Source organism: Siphonobacter sp. SORGH_AS_0500 (assembly GCF_031453245.1).
GTDB lineage: Bacteria > Bacteroidota > Bacteroidia > Cytophagales > Spirosomataceae > Siphonobacter.
In genome coordinates this window covers 2,616,280-2,631,433 of the sequence record NZ_JAVIYT010000001.1, presented here as the reverse complement: position 1 = coordinate 2,631,433, position 15,154 = coordinate 2,616,280, and the positions used below count along the sequence as shown (strand labels likewise).

15 protein-coding genes and 1 tRNA gene are annotated in these 15,154 nt (G+C 44.4%); 6 read left to right on the top strand and 10 right to left on the bottom strand.

The genetic code is table 11. The features are described 5' to 3' along the window. The first annotated feature begins 78 nt into the window (after positions 1 to 78). Both QE357_RS11200 and QE357_RS11195 read left to right on the top strand, forming a co-directional pair. Positions 79 to 1,467 carry a peptidase M61 gene (locus tag QE357_RS11200; RefSeq protein WP_309707455.1) on the top strand — a complete coding sequence of 463 codons (1,389 nt, stop codon included), beginning with the start codon at positions 79 to 81 and terminating at the stop codon, positions 1,465 to 1,467. A 44-nt stretch (positions 1,468 to 1,511) separates the two neighbouring features. After that, entirely contained in the window at positions 1,512 to 1,898 is a 387-nt protein-coding gene (locus tag QE357_RS11195) for a PDZ domain-containing protein (RefSeq protein ID WP_309707453.1), read from the top strand. A 144-nt stretch (positions 1,899 to 2,042) separates the two neighbouring features. On the opposite strand, the gene QE357_RS11190 is transcribed toward QE357_RS11195, so the two are convergent. Continuing rightward, the gene (locus tag QE357_RS11190) at positions 2,043 to 2,288 is read right to left on the bottom strand and encodes a hypothetical protein (RefSeq protein ID WP_106634755.1); all 246 of its coding nucleotides are present in this window, start codon (positions 2,286 to 2,288) and stop codon (positions 2,043 to 2,045) included. A 1-nt stretch (position 2,289) separates the two neighbouring features. Between QE357_RS11190 and QE357_RS11185 the strand changes: the two genes are divergently transcribed. After that, the gene (locus QE357_RS11185) at positions 2,290 to 3,360 is read left to right on the top strand and encodes a tetratricopeptide repeat protein (protein WP_309707451.1); all 1,071 of its coding nucleotides are present in this window, start codon (positions 2,290 to 2,292) and stop codon (positions 3,358 to 3,360) included. Positions 3,361 to 3,496: 136 nt separating this feature from the next. Here the strand turns inward: QE357_RS11185 and menD are convergent, their stop codons facing one another. The 6 genes from menD to QE357_RS11155 all read right to left on the bottom strand — a co-directional run bounded on the left by menD (position 3,497) and on the right by QE357_RS11155 (position 11,031). Further along, positions 3,497 to 5,209, bottom strand: a complete 1,713-nt coding sequence (gene menD / locus QE357_RS11180; RefSeq protein WP_309707448.1) for a 2-succinyl-5-enolpyruvyl-6-hydroxy-3-cyclohexene-1-carboxylic-acid synthase — start codon at positions 5,207 to 5,209, stop codon at positions 3,497 to 3,499. A gap of 106 nt (positions 5,210 to 5,315) precedes the next feature. Beyond that, the gene (locus tag QE357_RS11175) at positions 5,316 to 6,179 is read right to left on the bottom strand and encodes an RNA polymerase sigma factor RpoD/SigA (protein WP_094810398.1); all 864 of its coding nucleotides are present in this window, start codon (positions 6,177 to 6,179) and stop codon (positions 5,316 to 5,318) included. A 91-nt stretch (positions 6,180 to 6,270) separates the two neighbouring features. After that, complete coding sequence (gene pnp, locus QE357_RS11170; RefSeq protein WP_309707444.1) at positions 6,271 to 8,478, bottom strand: polyribonucleotide nucleotidyltransferase; 2,208 nt, start codon at positions 8,476 to 8,478, stop codon at positions 6,271 to 6,273. Between the two features lie 266 nt (positions 8,479 to 8,744). Then, the gene (rpsO, locus tag QE357_RS11165; protein ID WP_106634758.1) at positions 8,745 to 9,020 is read right to left on the bottom strand and encodes a 30S ribosomal protein S15; all 276 of its coding nucleotides are present in this window, start codon (positions 9,018 to 9,020) and stop codon (positions 8,745 to 8,747) included. A 59-nt stretch (positions 9,021 to 9,079) separates the two neighbouring features. Further along, the gene (locus tag QE357_RS11160) at positions 9,080 to 10,555 is read right to left on the bottom strand and encodes an LptF/LptG family permease (RefSeq protein ID WP_309707442.1); all 1,476 of its coding nucleotides are present in this window, start codon (positions 10,553 to 10,555) and stop codon (positions 9,080 to 9,082) included. A gap of 86 nt (positions 10,556 to 10,641) precedes the next feature. Further along, positions 10,642 to 11,031: an START-like domain-containing protein gene (locus QE357_RS11155; protein ID WP_106634760.1), complete on the bottom strand. Its 390-nt coding sequence runs from the start codon at positions 11,029 to 11,031 to the stop codon at positions 10,642 to 10,644. A 153-nt stretch (positions 11,032 to 11,184) separates the two neighbouring features. Between QE357_RS11155 and QE357_RS11150 the strand changes: the two genes are divergently transcribed. Beyond that, a tRNA-Met gene (locus QE357_RS11150) sits at positions 11,185 to 11,258 on the top strand. A gap of 356 nt (positions 11,259 to 11,614) precedes the next feature. On the opposite strand, the gene holA is transcribed toward QE357_RS11150, so the two are convergent. Next, a complete protein-coding gene (holA, locus tag QE357_RS11145; RefSeq protein ID WP_309707439.1) occupies positions 11,615 to 12,634 on the bottom strand; it encodes a DNA polymerase III subunit delta in 1,020 nt (339 codons plus the stop codon). A 12-nt stretch (positions 12,635 to 12,646) separates the two neighbouring features. Beyond that, complete coding sequence (locus QE357_RS11140) at positions 12,647 to 13,252, bottom strand: ACP phosphodiesterase (protein ID WP_307143097.1); 606 nt, start codon at positions 13,250 to 13,252, stop codon at positions 12,647 to 12,649. Between the two features lie 152 nt (positions 13,253 to 13,404). Here QE357_RS11140 and QE357_RS11135 point away from each other — a divergent pair, with 152 nt between their 5' ends. Next, positions 13,405 to 13,920: a peptidylprolyl isomerase gene (locus QE357_RS11135; protein WP_106634762.1), complete on the top strand. Its 516-nt coding sequence runs from the start codon at positions 13,405 to 13,407 to the stop codon at positions 13,918 to 13,920. 69 nt (positions 13,921 to 13,989) lie between these two features. Here QE357_RS11135 and QE357_RS11130 read toward each other — a convergent pair whose 3' ends face one another. Next, the gene (locus QE357_RS11130) at positions 13,990 to 14,451 is read right to left on the bottom strand and encodes a dCMP deaminase family protein (protein WP_106634763.1); all 462 of its coding nucleotides are present in this window, start codon (positions 14,449 to 14,451) and stop codon (positions 13,990 to 13,992) included. A 134-nt stretch (positions 14,452 to 14,585) separates the two neighbouring features. Here QE357_RS11130 and QE357_RS11125 point away from each other — a divergent pair, with 134 nt between their 5' ends. After that, positions 14,586 to 15,149, top strand: coding sequence for a DUF2911 domain-containing protein (locus QE357_RS11125; RefSeq protein WP_309707436.1), 564 nt, complete (start codon positions 14,586 to 14,588; stop codon positions 15,147 to 15,149). Positions 15,150 to 15,154: the final 5 nt, after the last annotated feature.

Genomic DNA, 15,154 nt, shown 5'->3' with positions numbered 1-15,154 from the left:
AAAAGACAAATAAAGGGCGGTGTCTTCATTTCCATAGACTATTTTCACGGTTTAAACGCAAAGAAATACAAAACCGATATGATTCAACGACTCGTTGTTTTCGTTTTTATCGTGTTCTTCCTTTGCGGTTTCGTTTTTGTGCCTGATTCCATGAGTCAAACCCATATACAGTACACCATTTCGATGCCTGAGCCAGCTACACACTGTGTTGAGGTCGAAATGCAAATTTCAGATGTAAACCAGCCGGACCTCCAGCACCAGGGTTATATTGATTTAAAAATGCCCGTCTGGACACCCGGTTCCTATCTGATTCGTGAGTATTCCAAAAACGTTGACCGCTTAGAAGCATGGACGGATCACCAGCCAACGGTGGCCCGAAAGATTAGAAAAAATGTCTGGCGGATACCGCTCAGTTCTTGTACCAAACACTTAAAAGTTCATTACCAGTTATACGCCAACGAGTTAACCGTTCGCACTAATTTTCTCGACGATCAACAAGCCTACCTAACCGGGGCGGCTACCTTTTTATACGCCGAACCCTTCGTTCATTTACCGCATTACGTTACCATAAAGCCCTTTTCTGACTGGAAATCAGTATCGACGGCCCTCCCCGCCGTCGAATGGGATCCTCATACCTATCGGGCAAATCATTTCGATTTGCTGGTTGATTCGCCTTTCCAGATTGGTACGCACCGTACTCTGCATTTTGAAGCCTGTGGAATTCCCCATCAGATTGCCATGGTTGGCTCTCACGCTCCCGTAGATGAAGAGCAACTCTTAAGCGATTACAAACGCATTTGTGAGGCGGCCTTAACTGTCGTTGGGCAACATCCCTGTTCACACTATTTGTTTATCGTTCAACACACCAACGGTGGACTGGGCGGACTTGAGCACTTGCATTGCACGACTTTGCAGGCTAACCGGAATACGTATAGCCAGGACGTTTCATACGCAAACTTTCTGGGGCTTGTAGCTCACGAGTATTTTCACCTGTGGAATGTGAAACGAATCCGTCCCATTGAGCTGGGACCTTTCGATTACGAGAATGAAAATTATACGCACCTACTGTGGGTTGCGGAAGGCTTCACCAGCATGTACGATAATCACATCCTGCGTCGAGCGAAACTGAGTAGTGTCGAAAAATACCTGGCTGATGTGGCGAGCGATTTCAGTTACGTGGCTAACACACCTGGCACCCGAATCCAGTCACTGACGGATGCCAGTTGGGATGCCTGGATCAAGTACTACCGTCCTAACGAGAATGCGATCAATAGCCAGAGTTCTTACTACGTGAAGGGGGCAGCTGTGGCCACGTTGTTGAACCTTGAAATTCTTCACGCCACCCAGGGGAGCCGCTCCCTTGACGATGTGATGCGTTACTTGTATACGACGTATTACCTGGAACAAAACCGAGGCTTCAGTGAAGAAGAAAAATTCAGTCTGCCATCGAGCACATCGCCGGAGTAAGTTTTGACTCCTTTTTCAGCGATTACATCTGGGGAACGAAAGCTTTGAATTTTAATAAATACCTGGCGTACGTAGGTTGTTCTCTTGCGAACGAGATTCAGCCCTTCACAACAGCTTTTCTCGGAGCAAACGTAGCTCCCGGCAAAAATGTGGTATCATCCATCATCAAAGACTCTCCGGCCTATCGGGCTGGTCTGAATGCAGGCGATGAACTGGTCAGTGTAAACGGCCAACCACTCACTGATTTGAATCGGTTTATTCTAACTCAGAAGCCCAATGATGAATTACTTTTCGAAGTAAGGAGAAGTGGTTTGATTCGAACGTTTGATGTCAAACTAAGCACTTCTCCCTTGAAAAAATACGTCATTGTCAGGGATGCTAACCCGAGTAAGGAACAGCAAAATCTATTTGAAACCTGGGTTTGGGCGTAATCGATTATTCGCCAAAAGGATCATAAAACCTGCTGGATCTATGCTGATTAAAAAACCTGACTAAGGCCAAAATACCTTTAGTATTATTTAGTTAGCAAATACTAAATTTGATTTTCAAGGCATTACGGTATTTGTCTACGTTTTTTAATCATCTAATTCGTCCACGGCTTCGCCCCAATCTTTGGCCATTTCTTCGAAACGACGCATCACTTTGTCCAAAAAAGGACCATTCAACATTTCTTTTAAATCATCCTCACTTGTAATATCATACTCATTAATTTTATACGTCTGCTCAAAATAACCGGCTTCAACTTTAACAATGTAGCGATTGTTCCAGGCATACAGGGTGATTTTACAGGAAGGATGCGGTACTTCTCCAATGACTTTCATAATGAATGCGAATAATGTGAATACATGGCAACGAGCCATTTCCAGTACGAATATGCGATTACTATCCCTACTTTTCCTAGTTTTTTCTGTCAGTTGTGGAAACCAGCGTGAACAGGAAGCATACCAATTTTTCCTTCGCGGCAACGACCAGTTACTGAAACAGGATTACCCGCAAGCCATTCGTTTTTATACAGAAGCCATCAAGAAAAAAGAAGATTTTTCAGAAGCATTGACCAACCGGGGCCTCTCCTACTTGCAACAGGGTGATACGGAAAAAGCCCTGAGTGATTTAAATAACTCCCTGAAAATCAATCCTAAACTTGGAAGCACGTATCAAAATCGGGGTAATCTTTTTTCGCTGGAAGGCCAATATGCCCCTGCTCGAAAAGACCTGGAAGAAGCCGTAAAACTGATACCCGATTCGTCTTCGGCCTGGGCTTTATTAGGTAATGCCCAATACATGACGGGTCAGGAAGATTTAGCTTTTTCATCTTTTGATAAAGCCGCTCAATTACGCCCATCCGATTACACTACCTACGCCTTCCGGGGGTGGATCTATGTACTTCGGAAAGAATACGCCAAGGCTCAGGAAGATTTCAAAAAAGTATTGCAGTATAAACCCAATGAGCCTAGTTCGGTTAATAACCTAGCTATGGTTAGTACCATGCTCGGAAATCCGCAGGAAGGTTTGAAATGGGCCGATCTGGCCGTAAAAATTACGGAAGGCAAACTTCTCGCCTACTCCGTTAACAACCGGGCTTTTGCTTTGCTGGAACTTAATCGACTGGAAGAGGCCAAGGCTGAACTAGATCGCTCCCTCCGGCTTGAGGAAAATAATGCCTGGGCTTACCGTAACCTGGGTATCTATTACCTGAAGAAATCAGATGCTGCAAAAGCCCTGCAAGAATTACAAAAAGCCGAAAAGCTGGACCCTTCGGTAGATGAAATCAATTATTACTTCGGAAAAACGTACGAGTTACTGGGTCAGTCGGCTGAAAAGTGTAAATCCTGGCAAAAAGGGGCTGCTTTGCATGAGAAAAAAGCATTGGAAGCGGCTAAAACCTGCCGATAATACTCTCTGAGAATTGAACGGAACGGGCACTATATCGAGCTTTGTTCCTCTATCCAATTCTCAGAAGGCATTATTGATCAAAATACTGACGTAATACTCACCATAAACTACTCATTTCAAAGGACTTACAAGAGACCTAAAGTGCTTTCATAAGGGTCTTAAAATGATCAAAGTAATTTTGATTCATCTCAGCATTACTACTGATTTCCAGGAGTTTAGCATTTTCATCCTCTAAAACGAATGAAGGAAGAGCTTTTTCGAGTTCTTCGTAGCTAGTCACGTGCTCGTAATGCAGTCCAGCGTCCTGAGCGGTGTTTCGGGCCGAGGTCTGATGACGCGTTTCAAAGAAGGTCTCCAGTTCAGGTTGCTGACGAGGTCCTTCAATCATTCGAAAAATGCTACCGCCTGAATTATTGATTAAGACAATCCGAAGGTTAGCCGGTATATGGGGATGCCATAAAGCATTTCGATCATAGAAAAAGGCTACGTCTCCAATCAGTACAAAAACCAACTGATCGGTTGTCAACGCAGCACCGACAGCCGTACTTAAACATCCATCAATGCCACTGGTTCCACGGTTTGAAAAAACGGTAATGTTTCTCTCATGCCCAATAAAATTGGCGTATCGAACCGACATGCTATTGGCCAGATGTAACTGGGAATGAGCTGGCATTACCGCCATCACTTCATCGATAGCTTTGAATTCTACGAAAGCTTCCGTCAACCGAAAATTTGAACGAATAGCCTGAAGTGATTTTTGTTCGGCCTTTTCCCAGTGAGCCAGGTATTCCGTTTCGATTTCATCGTCACCATTTCGGAATGCCCGTAAGTCCAGCGTTTCCAGTAACTCTTTAAAAAATAGCTCTTTATCAACTGCAAGCTGATGTGTTAAAGTCTGGAAGGGATCAATCAGTTCCCGTCGGGAAGTAATGTGGTAATGATCTTTCGGTTTATGTTTTCGGAGGTATAATTTCAGATTTTTGGAAACGAATGCATCTCCAAAAGAAATGACCAGGTCCGGCTGTAGCTCTTCCAGTAAATCCGTATGGGTAGAAGCCAGAAAAAAATCGGGATGGGTAATGAAATTTCCGTGAAGATTGGAGAGCACCTCCCCTACTACGGGTATGCCTAACTCCTCTTTGATTTGGCGAAGTGTTTCCAGTAACTCGCGGGAAATCACCTGCTGACCCGCTAAAATCAAAACCCGATCAGTGGATTCAATTTTTTGAAGTAACTCTTCCCAGGTTTCTACTGGTAACTGAGTTTTACCCCTTGAACGCAGAATCACCTTAGGTGAACCATAGGTGTACGATTCATCCGCTTTCGGATAGAAGGGTTCGCGGATGGGCACATTCAAATGAACCGGTCCCTTCGGATCTTCTTCCGCCGTGTGAATGGCCTGATTTACACTTCGTTCGATAAACCACAAACTATCCGAATGGGTATAATCTGCTGGTAATGAAATAGACTCCTTGACGTGTTTTCCATACACCGAATCCTGATGAATCATTTGTCCATCCTGCTGATAAATCCATTCGGGGGGGCGGTCGGCAGTGAGTACTAGCAAGGGCACTCCCAGAAAGTAGGCTTCGGCGACAGCCGGAGCAAAATTCAGAGCTGCGGTTCCAGAAGTACAGATAAGTACAACGGGTTTATTCAATTGTTGTGCCATACCCAGGGCTATATAGGCCGCCGCTCGTTCGTCGGGAATCACTTTTGTTTCAATAGAAGGATGTCGGGCAAAAGCTAACGTCAAAGCAGCAGACCGAGAGCCGGGCGAAATGACTGCCTGGGTTATGCCGCGACGTACGCATAATTCTGCCAGATCCAATAGCGGTTGCAAAATCATAATAGATTATATCGTAAGCGGACGGAGGTCCGAAGTACTTAAAAATAAATCCTATAAAAAAAGCCCCCGAAGTGGAGGCTTTTTTTATTTTTCTGGACTTGAAAAATTATCCTAAATACGTTTTTAACGCTTTACTCCGTGAAGTATGGCGTAAACGGCGAATGGCTTTTTCTTTAATCTGGCGAACACGTTCACGAGTCAGGTTAAATTTCTCACCAATCTCTTCCAGTGTCATGGCATGGTTACCATCCAGACCGAAATAAAGGGTGATGACATCTGCTTCGCGTTGAGTTAACGTAGACAAGGCCCGTTGTACCTCTTTACGAAGAGACTCATTCACTAATCCTGAATCAGGTTTGTCTTCACCGTCATTTTCAAGAACGTCAAGTAAGGAGTTTTCTTCTCCCTGTACGAAAGGAGCATCCATTGAAACGTGACGACCTGAGATTTTCAGGGTGTCTACTACTTCGCCGGCGGAAATTTCCAGTACTTCGGCTAACTCTTCGGGAGAAGGTTCCCGCTCAAAACGTTGCTCCAGTTCAGAGAACGTTTTAGAAATTTTGTTCAGGGAACCTACCCGGTTCAGGGGCAGACGAACAATACGAGACTGTTCGGCCAAAGCCTGAAGAATAGACTGACGAATCCACCATACAGCGTATGAGATGAATTTAAAACCGCGAGTCTCGTCGAAACGCTGAGCGGCTTTGATCAAACCTAAGTTACCTTCGTTGATTAAGTCACCCAGAGAAAGACCCTGGTTCTGATATTGTTTAGCTACTGACACTACGAAACGTAAGTTTGCTTTAGTCAGTCGCTCTAACGCTAATTGGTCACCTTCACGAATTCTTCGAGCCAGTTCTACCTCCTCGTCCGGGGTGAGCAAATCCACTTTACCAATTTCCTGAAGGTATTTATCAAGAGATTGGCTTTCCCGGTTAGTGATCTGCTTAGAAATTTTTAGCTGTCTCATCTGGCATCAGAATTTGCTATGGGTTGCTGATGATTATGTAACATGAAATCGTAGAAAAAAAATTCAGGAATGGAAGCTTGTCCTACAAAAATTAATTGCGGGGGCGACGATTCTCAGAATTTCCCCGGTCACTGCGTTCGGGGCGGTCGCTACGTTCGGGTCTTTCGGGACGTTCCTGATAACCTTCGGGTTTGGGTAACAACACCCGACGAGATAAACGGAACTTTCCGGTTTTCTGATCTACTTCAATCAGTTTCACCTGAACTTCTTCACCTACTTCCAGAACACCTTTCATGGCGGGCAAACGATCCCATGAGATTTCAGAAATATGTAACAGGCCATCACGTCCTGGTAAAAATTCTACGAAAGCTCCAAAATCAGTAACCGTTTTTACTTTACCCGTATACACTTCACCTACTTCAGGAACAGTTACGATTCCTTTCACGCGACCAACCGCAGCATCCATGGCTTCTTTATTGGTAGCAAAAATGCTAACGAAACCTTTACTGTCTTTTTCTTCGATGGCGATGGTAGCTCCCGTAGTTTTCTGAATTTCCTGGACAACTTTACCACCAGGTCCAATCACTGCACCAATGAATTCCTGAGGAATCTCAATGATGAAGGCACGTGGAGCATGAGGTTTAAGATCCGGACGAACTTCGGCAATAGCTTTTTTCATTTCGTTCAGGATATGCAGACGACCCGCTTTTGCCTGAAGTAATGCTTCTGCCACCACTTCATACGCTAAGCCATCAATTTTCATATCCATCTGGCAGGCCGTGATTCCTTTTTCGGTACCCGTTACCTTAAAGTCCATATCACCTAAGTGATCTTCATCACCCAGGATGTCGGATAACACGGCGTACTTACCCGTCTCAGGATCAGAGATTAATCCCATCGCAATTCCTGAAACTGGTGCTTTAATTTTTACGCCTGCATCCATTAGTGCCAGTGTACCGGCACAAACCGTTGCCATAGAAGAAGAACCATTAGATTCCAGAATATCCGAAACGACACGAATCGTATATGGATTTTCAGCATCTGCCGGCATTACTTTCTTAATGGCACGCATGGCCAGGTTACCATGTCCTACTTCACGGCGTCCAGGTCCACGGTTTGGCTTCACTTCTCCGGTAGAAAATCCAGGGAAGTTATAGTGCAACATGAATTTATTGTAACCGGAAAATAAAGCCTGGTCCACAATCTGTTCGTCCATCTTGGTTCCCAGCGTTGCCGTCGTAATGGACTGCGTTTCTCCGCGGGTGAACACAGCCGAACCATGGGCACGGGGCAGGTAATCCACTTCACACCAGATCGGACGAATCTCGTCTAACTGACGACCATCCAAACGGCGACGCTCGTTTAATACCAGATTACGGGCGGCATCTTTCTCAATATCGTGGAAATACGTTCCTACCAGCGAAAGGTCAATGGTGTGATCTTCGGGTAAGCTATCCAGATATTCCTGACGAACCGCCTTGAATCCTTCTTTACGAATGGTTTTGTTCGCATTACCTTGAGCGGCAACGGCATAAACCTTATCGTAATAAGCATTATATAATGACTTCTTCAGTTCGGGATCGTGCGTTTCGTGACTGTACGTACGTTTCACTGTTTTCCCTACTTCTGCTTCTAATTCTTTCTGAATCGCACACTGAGCTTTGATCGCTTCATGAGCTGTTTTGAGTGCCGTTAACATATCTTCTTCCGATACTTCGTTGCACTCTCCTTCTACCATCAAAATATCATTGCTATTTCCAGCAACAATCAGATCCAGTTCAGCACGATCCAGCATAGAGGTAGGCGGATTGATCAAATACAATCCGTCAATTTTTGCTACCCGTACTTCTGAAATGGGACCATTGAAAGGAATGTCAGATACCATTAAAGCAGCTGATGCGGCTAAACCGGCCAGGGCATCAGGCAATACTTCAGGATCTGCGGAGATCATCATGATATTCACCTGAACATCTGCGTGAAAATCTCCGGGAAAGGTGGGACGTAAAGCTCGGTCTACCAGACGGCTTACCAGGATTTCGTAATCAGAAAGGCGACCTTCCCGACGCTGAAAACTTCCTGGGATTTTACCAGCAGATGCAAATTTTTCCTGATAGTCAACCGATAAAGGTAAGAAATCGGTGCCCGGACGTGCATCTGCAGCGGCTACTGCCGTGGCCAGTAACATCGTATCGCCCATGCGAACTACGACTGAGCCGTCGGCTTGTTTAGCCAGTTTCCCTGTCTCAATGGTAATAAAACGACCATCGGGAAGGGTAATTTTTTTAGTTACAACGTTCATATTTTTTCGTTTAGACCGCTTTTGAGACCGCTCTCCACTAAGCGAGGGACCGCTGTGTAGCTCATCCTAGAGGAGGAACCGCTTTCAAGAGGTTAACCAGAAAATGCGTTTCTGGTTTACTATATTTTTACTCCTGTGCAGTCTTTATTCTATTAGAGTAAAAAAAGCACGGGAAGTAATCTGTTTGTCGAAAATAAATTTCAGGACAAACGCAAAACAAGTCAGGGAATCCACAAAAGGAATTCCCTGACTTGACAATCATCCGATTATTTACGGAGACCTAATTCTGCAATAATTGCACGGTAACGATTGATATCTTTTTTGTGCAGATAGTCGAGTAGACGACGGCGTTTACCTACTAATTTCAAAAGACCTGCTTGAGTAGCGTAATCTTTTTTGTGTACTTTCAAGTGGCTCGTTAAAGAGCTAATCCGGTACGTAAACAGAGCAATTTGCGATTCAGCCGAACCTGTGTCGGTTGCTGACTTGGCATGCCCCTGCGATTCAAAAATTTCTTTTTTCTTGTCGGCAGTCAGATACATGTGATGCAGCTAATATTAATTGTGAATCGCAAAAATACAACGATTTAAACGAAAAAACACTATACTGCTCTGCTTTTTTTCTTAAATAATGTGGTCTGCGACTTCCAGTTCATCACTTTTTCTTTCAAACGGTTGAAAGCAATGCTATATACGTCAGCTTCAAACAACCGGGAATCATTCAAGGCCTTCATCAGGAAGTAAATACCAAAACCAAACAGCACCAGATTGGACATCCAGGCGGCTAAAGGCACCCACATGGTTCCTTCCTTGGCGTATTTATCACCCTGAATTGTTAATACATACATCAGAATGAAAAAGACTATGGCCACCAGAACGGGTAAACCGAATCCACCCTTTTTGATAATGGAACCCAGCGGAGCCCCAATCAAAAACATAACCAGACAGGATATCGCGGTTGTGAATTTGTGATTCCACTCCAGCTCATTTTTATAAATATTCTTACGGCGGTCATACATCAGCAAATCATCCGTTTCAATGGAAGTCAACCGGGACTTGGCCGAGCTTAACGCACTCGCTGTAATATCCGTGCTTTTGACCAGCGGTAACTTTTCTCTTGCTGTAATCAGGGAGTCAACCCAGCGGTTAGGCATTTTTTGGGCTGTTTCACTAAGCGGTTGCAGGTGGTAAGAATAATACTGCCTTGCCATGGAGACCAGTCCTTTAATCGCCAGCTCGTAATTATTTTTCAGCGAATCCCCGTCCATCGAAAGCTGACTTATGGACTTCATGATCGCGTGGTTTTTAAATTGGTCCTCGTCCGTTTTCGTCATTTGAAACGAACGCATATTGATGTATTTCTTGGTATGCTTGAAAGCGTTTTTGGCAAAGTCAGTGGTATTTCCGTCGCCGGAAGACTTATCCACATCTTCTACATAGTCGGTGGCATTAAATAACTCAAATACCAGATACCCTCCATCCAGAATCGTGTACGTTCGGGCAGAATCAGCTATCGTCACGTGTCGGTTGCCATTACTCTCCGCATGATCATAGATCAATACATTTTTCAGCGAACCATTTTCGTAGTTTTTGGAAACTTTAATACTATAGCCGGGAAGGTCATTATTAAAAACACCTTCTTTGAAACTTAGCGTTGCTTTCGTTGTCTTAATGTCCCAAAGCAGACTATAGCCCTTCAAATTTGCCCAGGGTTGAACCGTGTTATTAAACCAGAGTATGAATCCGGTAATAAACACCATAACCACCGCCACGGGCCGAATAACCCGGCCCAGAGAAATGCCCGCACTTTTTACAGCCGTTAACTCTGAGAATTCGCCCAGGTTACCAAAACACATCAGCGAAGACAAGAGCACCGCCAGCGGCATGGAAACCGGAACGACCATTAAGCTGAAAAAGAAAAACAGACGCCCATAGACATCTAAGCCTACGTCGCGACCAGCGATTTCGTCGAAATAAAGAAGGATGAAACGGGTTAAAAAAATAAATTCAGTAACGGCAAAAGTTACAATGAAAGGCCCCCAAAAAGCCTTTAACACTAATTTATCTAATTTTCTCATGGCAGATTCTGTCAATCGGGCTCAAGTATAACCAAGAAATGAAGGAATCATCTCTTGCAGTAGCCAGATTTAACAACTCCTAACATTTATCCCCCTACTACTTCCCGCAAACTATCAATTAATCCATCCCAAAGAGCCTGGAGGTCTTCCTCATCGTTGTTATCCGAGTAATCCGTAATTTTCAGGAATGTAGAATTGGTAAGGTCACTTTGTTCGAGACGAAATTCCATATAGTTGCCTTCGGTTTCACCGGGCTCAGGTAAGAAATCATACTTGATACTTTTATTCTGGCGTATCGAAGTAATCTTGGCAGGGTGGTTTTCGCCGTCCCACTCAAAAATCATAGACTGATTGGAGCCCACGTTTACTTTATTAGCAAACCATTGCTGAAGGCCAGAAGCAGTGCTGATATAAGAAAAGAGCATCTTGGGAGAAGCCCGGAGTTCGTATTCGGTAACAAATTTGTACTTAGTCATAATTTTTTTCGTCAATGACGCCTCCAGTTAAATTACTCAAAATCAATAAAATATTCAATTACTCAAACGGGTCATTGAAAGAATTCTCGATTTTTTTTTCACAAGGTATAGCTTTTCGCTGAAAAATCACATACTTTTGCACCACAAAATAACGGCGGGGTAGCTCAGATGGTTAGAGCGTCGGATTCATAACCCGGAGGTCACGAGTTCGATTCTCGTCCCCGCTACAAAACAAAACGCAGGCTTTCGGCCTGCGTTTTTGCATTTATACCCTTTCTATTCGTGCTTTTCTGCTACTGCTGGGCTTGCTAAGTATTTGCTAAACGACTCCTTTCCGTATCGGAATGAACCAGTTTTGTTCCCTCCGCTACTCAATAATCCTCAACTTCGTTCGGCACGGATTTTTGAATCCATATGGTTCCATTTTTGTCCATCTATTCACCTAAATAGCTGAAAATGACTGATTCACAAATCAGGACAAAAAATAAGAAACGTATTCTGCCATATTGACTGCCTGTCACAAATGCCTCCCCAACTGGGAGAATGTTACTTTTATGTAGTTTTAAGCAGAAATTTAGAATCCCTAATGCAAAATCTTGAAAATTAATTCTTTAAGGATAATTTCATCGGTAATTGTACCTCCGTCTACCCCTTTGGCATAGGCATCCGCCTGTCTCAGATATTTAATCACCTGAGCTGTTTTGTCCAGGCTGTAGTTGCGTACACCCGCCAGGTAATCTTTCACAAAAAAGGGGTTAACTCCCAGCTCAGAAGCCAGATTCCGTTCGCTTTTGTCAGCAATGGAATGTACGAATAACAGCTTGCTAAAAAAATTATAAAGGATGATTAAGGTGGGCTGAATGGGGTTATCCTTCGGGTTCTTTGCGAAGTGATACGCAATGCGATTGGCTCGTTCGGTATTTCGCTGAATAAGGGCTTTCTGTAATTCAAAATTATTATACTCCCGGCTCACGCCTACAAAGCGTTCTACGGTCTCGGCCTGGATGGATTCGTCCGCTTTCAAGTTCAGGATAATCTTCTCCAGTTCATTGGCAATTCGTTTAAGATCATTACCGATAAACTCCGTTAACATTTGTAACGCCTTCGGGCTAATCTTCACTCCTTTGTCGTGACAATACGCGGCAATCCAATCCGGTATCTTGTTGTCATACAGCTTTTTAGAAGAGAAGTAGACACCTTTCTTATCGGCTGCCTTTACCCAGGCCTTGCGTTCGTCCACGGTACTTTTGAAGCATAGCACCAGGATGGTAGAATCCAGCGGATTAACAATGTAATCTTCCAGAAAACGTACGGTATCTTTGGAATCAAGCCCCTGCATGTCCTGAGCTTCCTTGACTATCACTAGCTGTCGGTCGGAAAGCATGGGGTAACGTTTGGCATGACCTAATAAAGTCGCAATGCTCGTATCTTTTCCATACAGAACAAACTGATTGAAATCGCGGGCTGAAGGAGAAAGGGCATTTTCTTCCAGGTAACTAGCAAGCTGATCAATGTAGAAGGGTTCGTCTCCGGCCAGAAGATAAATGGGTGCAAACTGATTTTTCTTTACGTCTTTCCAAATCGCGTCAAACGTCTGGGGCATAGGATTACTCAATTATAAATGATTCGATTCCTGTAAGAACTGCTGGCACCGCTGCTGTAGATCGGGCCAGAACTCTTCAAAATCGGTTTTAAAAAATTCGTATTCATCGGCCAGTTGTCCGATGCTGCGTTCGATACCCGCCGCTGGCGGAAAGCGTACACCAATTCCTTTCAGGGACCATTCAATCCCCGCCAAAGTGGCATACCCGGTAAACCAGTCCCGGCTGGTCAGCGAACGAACGGTGCTTTGCATGACCTCGGGTAATACGGCCTGGTGTCGTAAAACGGCCTGGTAGAAGTCCTGAGCGTAGGCGGTCAGAGGTCCGGTCCCGTATGTCTTCCATTCCCGGGCTAATACATAATCATAGAACATATCCACCAAAATGCCTGATAATAACCCGTATTCCTCCACGAGACGGTCTTTGCTGCGGCGAGTAACCGGATGATGGTCCGTAAAATCATCGATGATTCGATGAAGCCTTACCCCTACCAGCATATCCTGAGAAATGCCTTCGGGATGATAATTTTCCAGGCGGCCCTTCACGAATTCACCCAGCAAATTACCGACCTGCACGTCTTGATTACGCCCCGAAAGTACAGTATGTGCCAGAAAATTCATGGGTAAATAGAAATTTAGTCCGATCCACTTTATATTGGAATGGTTATTTAACCAACAAGGTTCAGTTTAAATCCATTCGACCTTTTAATCTTTTCAACTGTCTTATTTCTCAAGCCGGCGTATGATTGGTACGTTTGCAAAAAACAAAGCTCATGGAAATTACAAAAAACAAAGTAGTTCTTTTAACGTACGACTTATCAATCAAAGGCCCGGATGAAGCAGACTTTGAATTGGTAGAAGCCATTGGCGAAGAAGAACCAATGGGTTACATCCATGGTCTGAGTGGATATCCCGAACGATTTGAAACCAGCCTGGAAGGTTTGAAACCAGGTGACACTTTTGACTTCTCCATCTCTCCCGACGAAGGCTACGGTCAGCGTGATCCCGAAGCGGTGGTTGATTTACCACTTGATGTATTTAGCGTTAACGGCGAAATCGACCAGGACTTACTTCAGGTTGGTAACGTGTTACCCATGACCAACGAAGAAGGTCAACAAATGAATGGCCGTATCGTAGAAATTACGAACGATGCCGTTTGGATGGATTTCAATCACCCGCTGGCTGAAATGCAATTACATTTCAAAGGTAAAATCCTTGACGTTCGTGAAGCTACTCCTACGGAATTAAGCCACGGTCACGTACACGGTGAAGGCGGCGTTCATCACTAAGATGAGCTCTACTTAAGCTTCCCATTATAAAAAACAGCAACGAATCAATTCGTTGCTGTTTTTTATTAATCAGGCCATCGTTGGTACATATTCTTCTACGGTAACCCCAAACTTTCGCAGAAACTCGACGCCTTCGTCAACGCCAATGCCTTTATACTTCGCATAAGAGTCCTTAAAAACCACGCGGGTAATGCCCATGGAATAAATAATACGGGCACAGGCGATGCAGGGCGAAAGGGTTACGTAAATCGTGGCTCCCTCAATACTAGCTCCCAGTTTGGCCGCGTAAAGAATGGCATTCTGTTCGGCGTGCAGAGCCAGCGAACAACTTCCTTTGGAATCCCTGGGACAGCCTACTTCGGGAAATTCTTCGTCGCAATTGTGAGTTCCGGCGGGGGGGCCGTTATAACCAATGGAAATAATACGGGTGTCTTTCGTTAATACGGCACCAACCTGAGCTTTGATGCAGTGGGATCGTTTGGCCAGGTTAATGGCCAGTTCCATAAAAATATCGTCGAAATGGGGTTTCATGAATTACGCTGACAATCAGATCAAATAAGCGGAAATGGGAGATAATCTCTCGAAAGGTATCTTATTTCGTTGTTTTTGTTCGTTAACTTTTGCCGAAAGTTCCGACATTAAAACGACGTACGCTTACTTAAACTATGAAATTATTTCATTTGCTCGTTCTGCTTAGTCTGTTTGCGGGTAAAGTTCAGGCTCAGGCCGACTCCACCCAGTCAACACCTACCGTTGAATTAGTACAGCCCCAATTACGCCCCAGCCCCGTGGCTATGGCTCAGTATAAAACCGAAAATTGTTACCTGAAACTAACCTATGGCCAACCCATGCGAAAAGGTCGGGAGATTTTTGGGAAGCTTGAACCTTATGGTAAACTGTGGCGGACAGGAGCCAACGAAGCGACCGAACTGACCTTTACGAAAGACCTTAAAATTGCGGGTGTTCCCGTTCGTTCAGGCACTTATACTTTATTCAGCATTCCTAATCAGAATTCATGGACCATTATCCTGAACACCGACCTGGGGCAATGGGGAGCTTTTAATTACAAACCCGAACATGATTACGTTCGCGTAGATGTTCCCGCGATTAAGAATAATCAGATTTACGAAGCCCTCACCTTCAAGTTTGAAGAAACCAGCGAAGGAGCGACGCTCCAGTTAATGTGGGATGATGTAAAAGTTCAGATTCCGATGGCTTTTGCCAAGTAATCCCC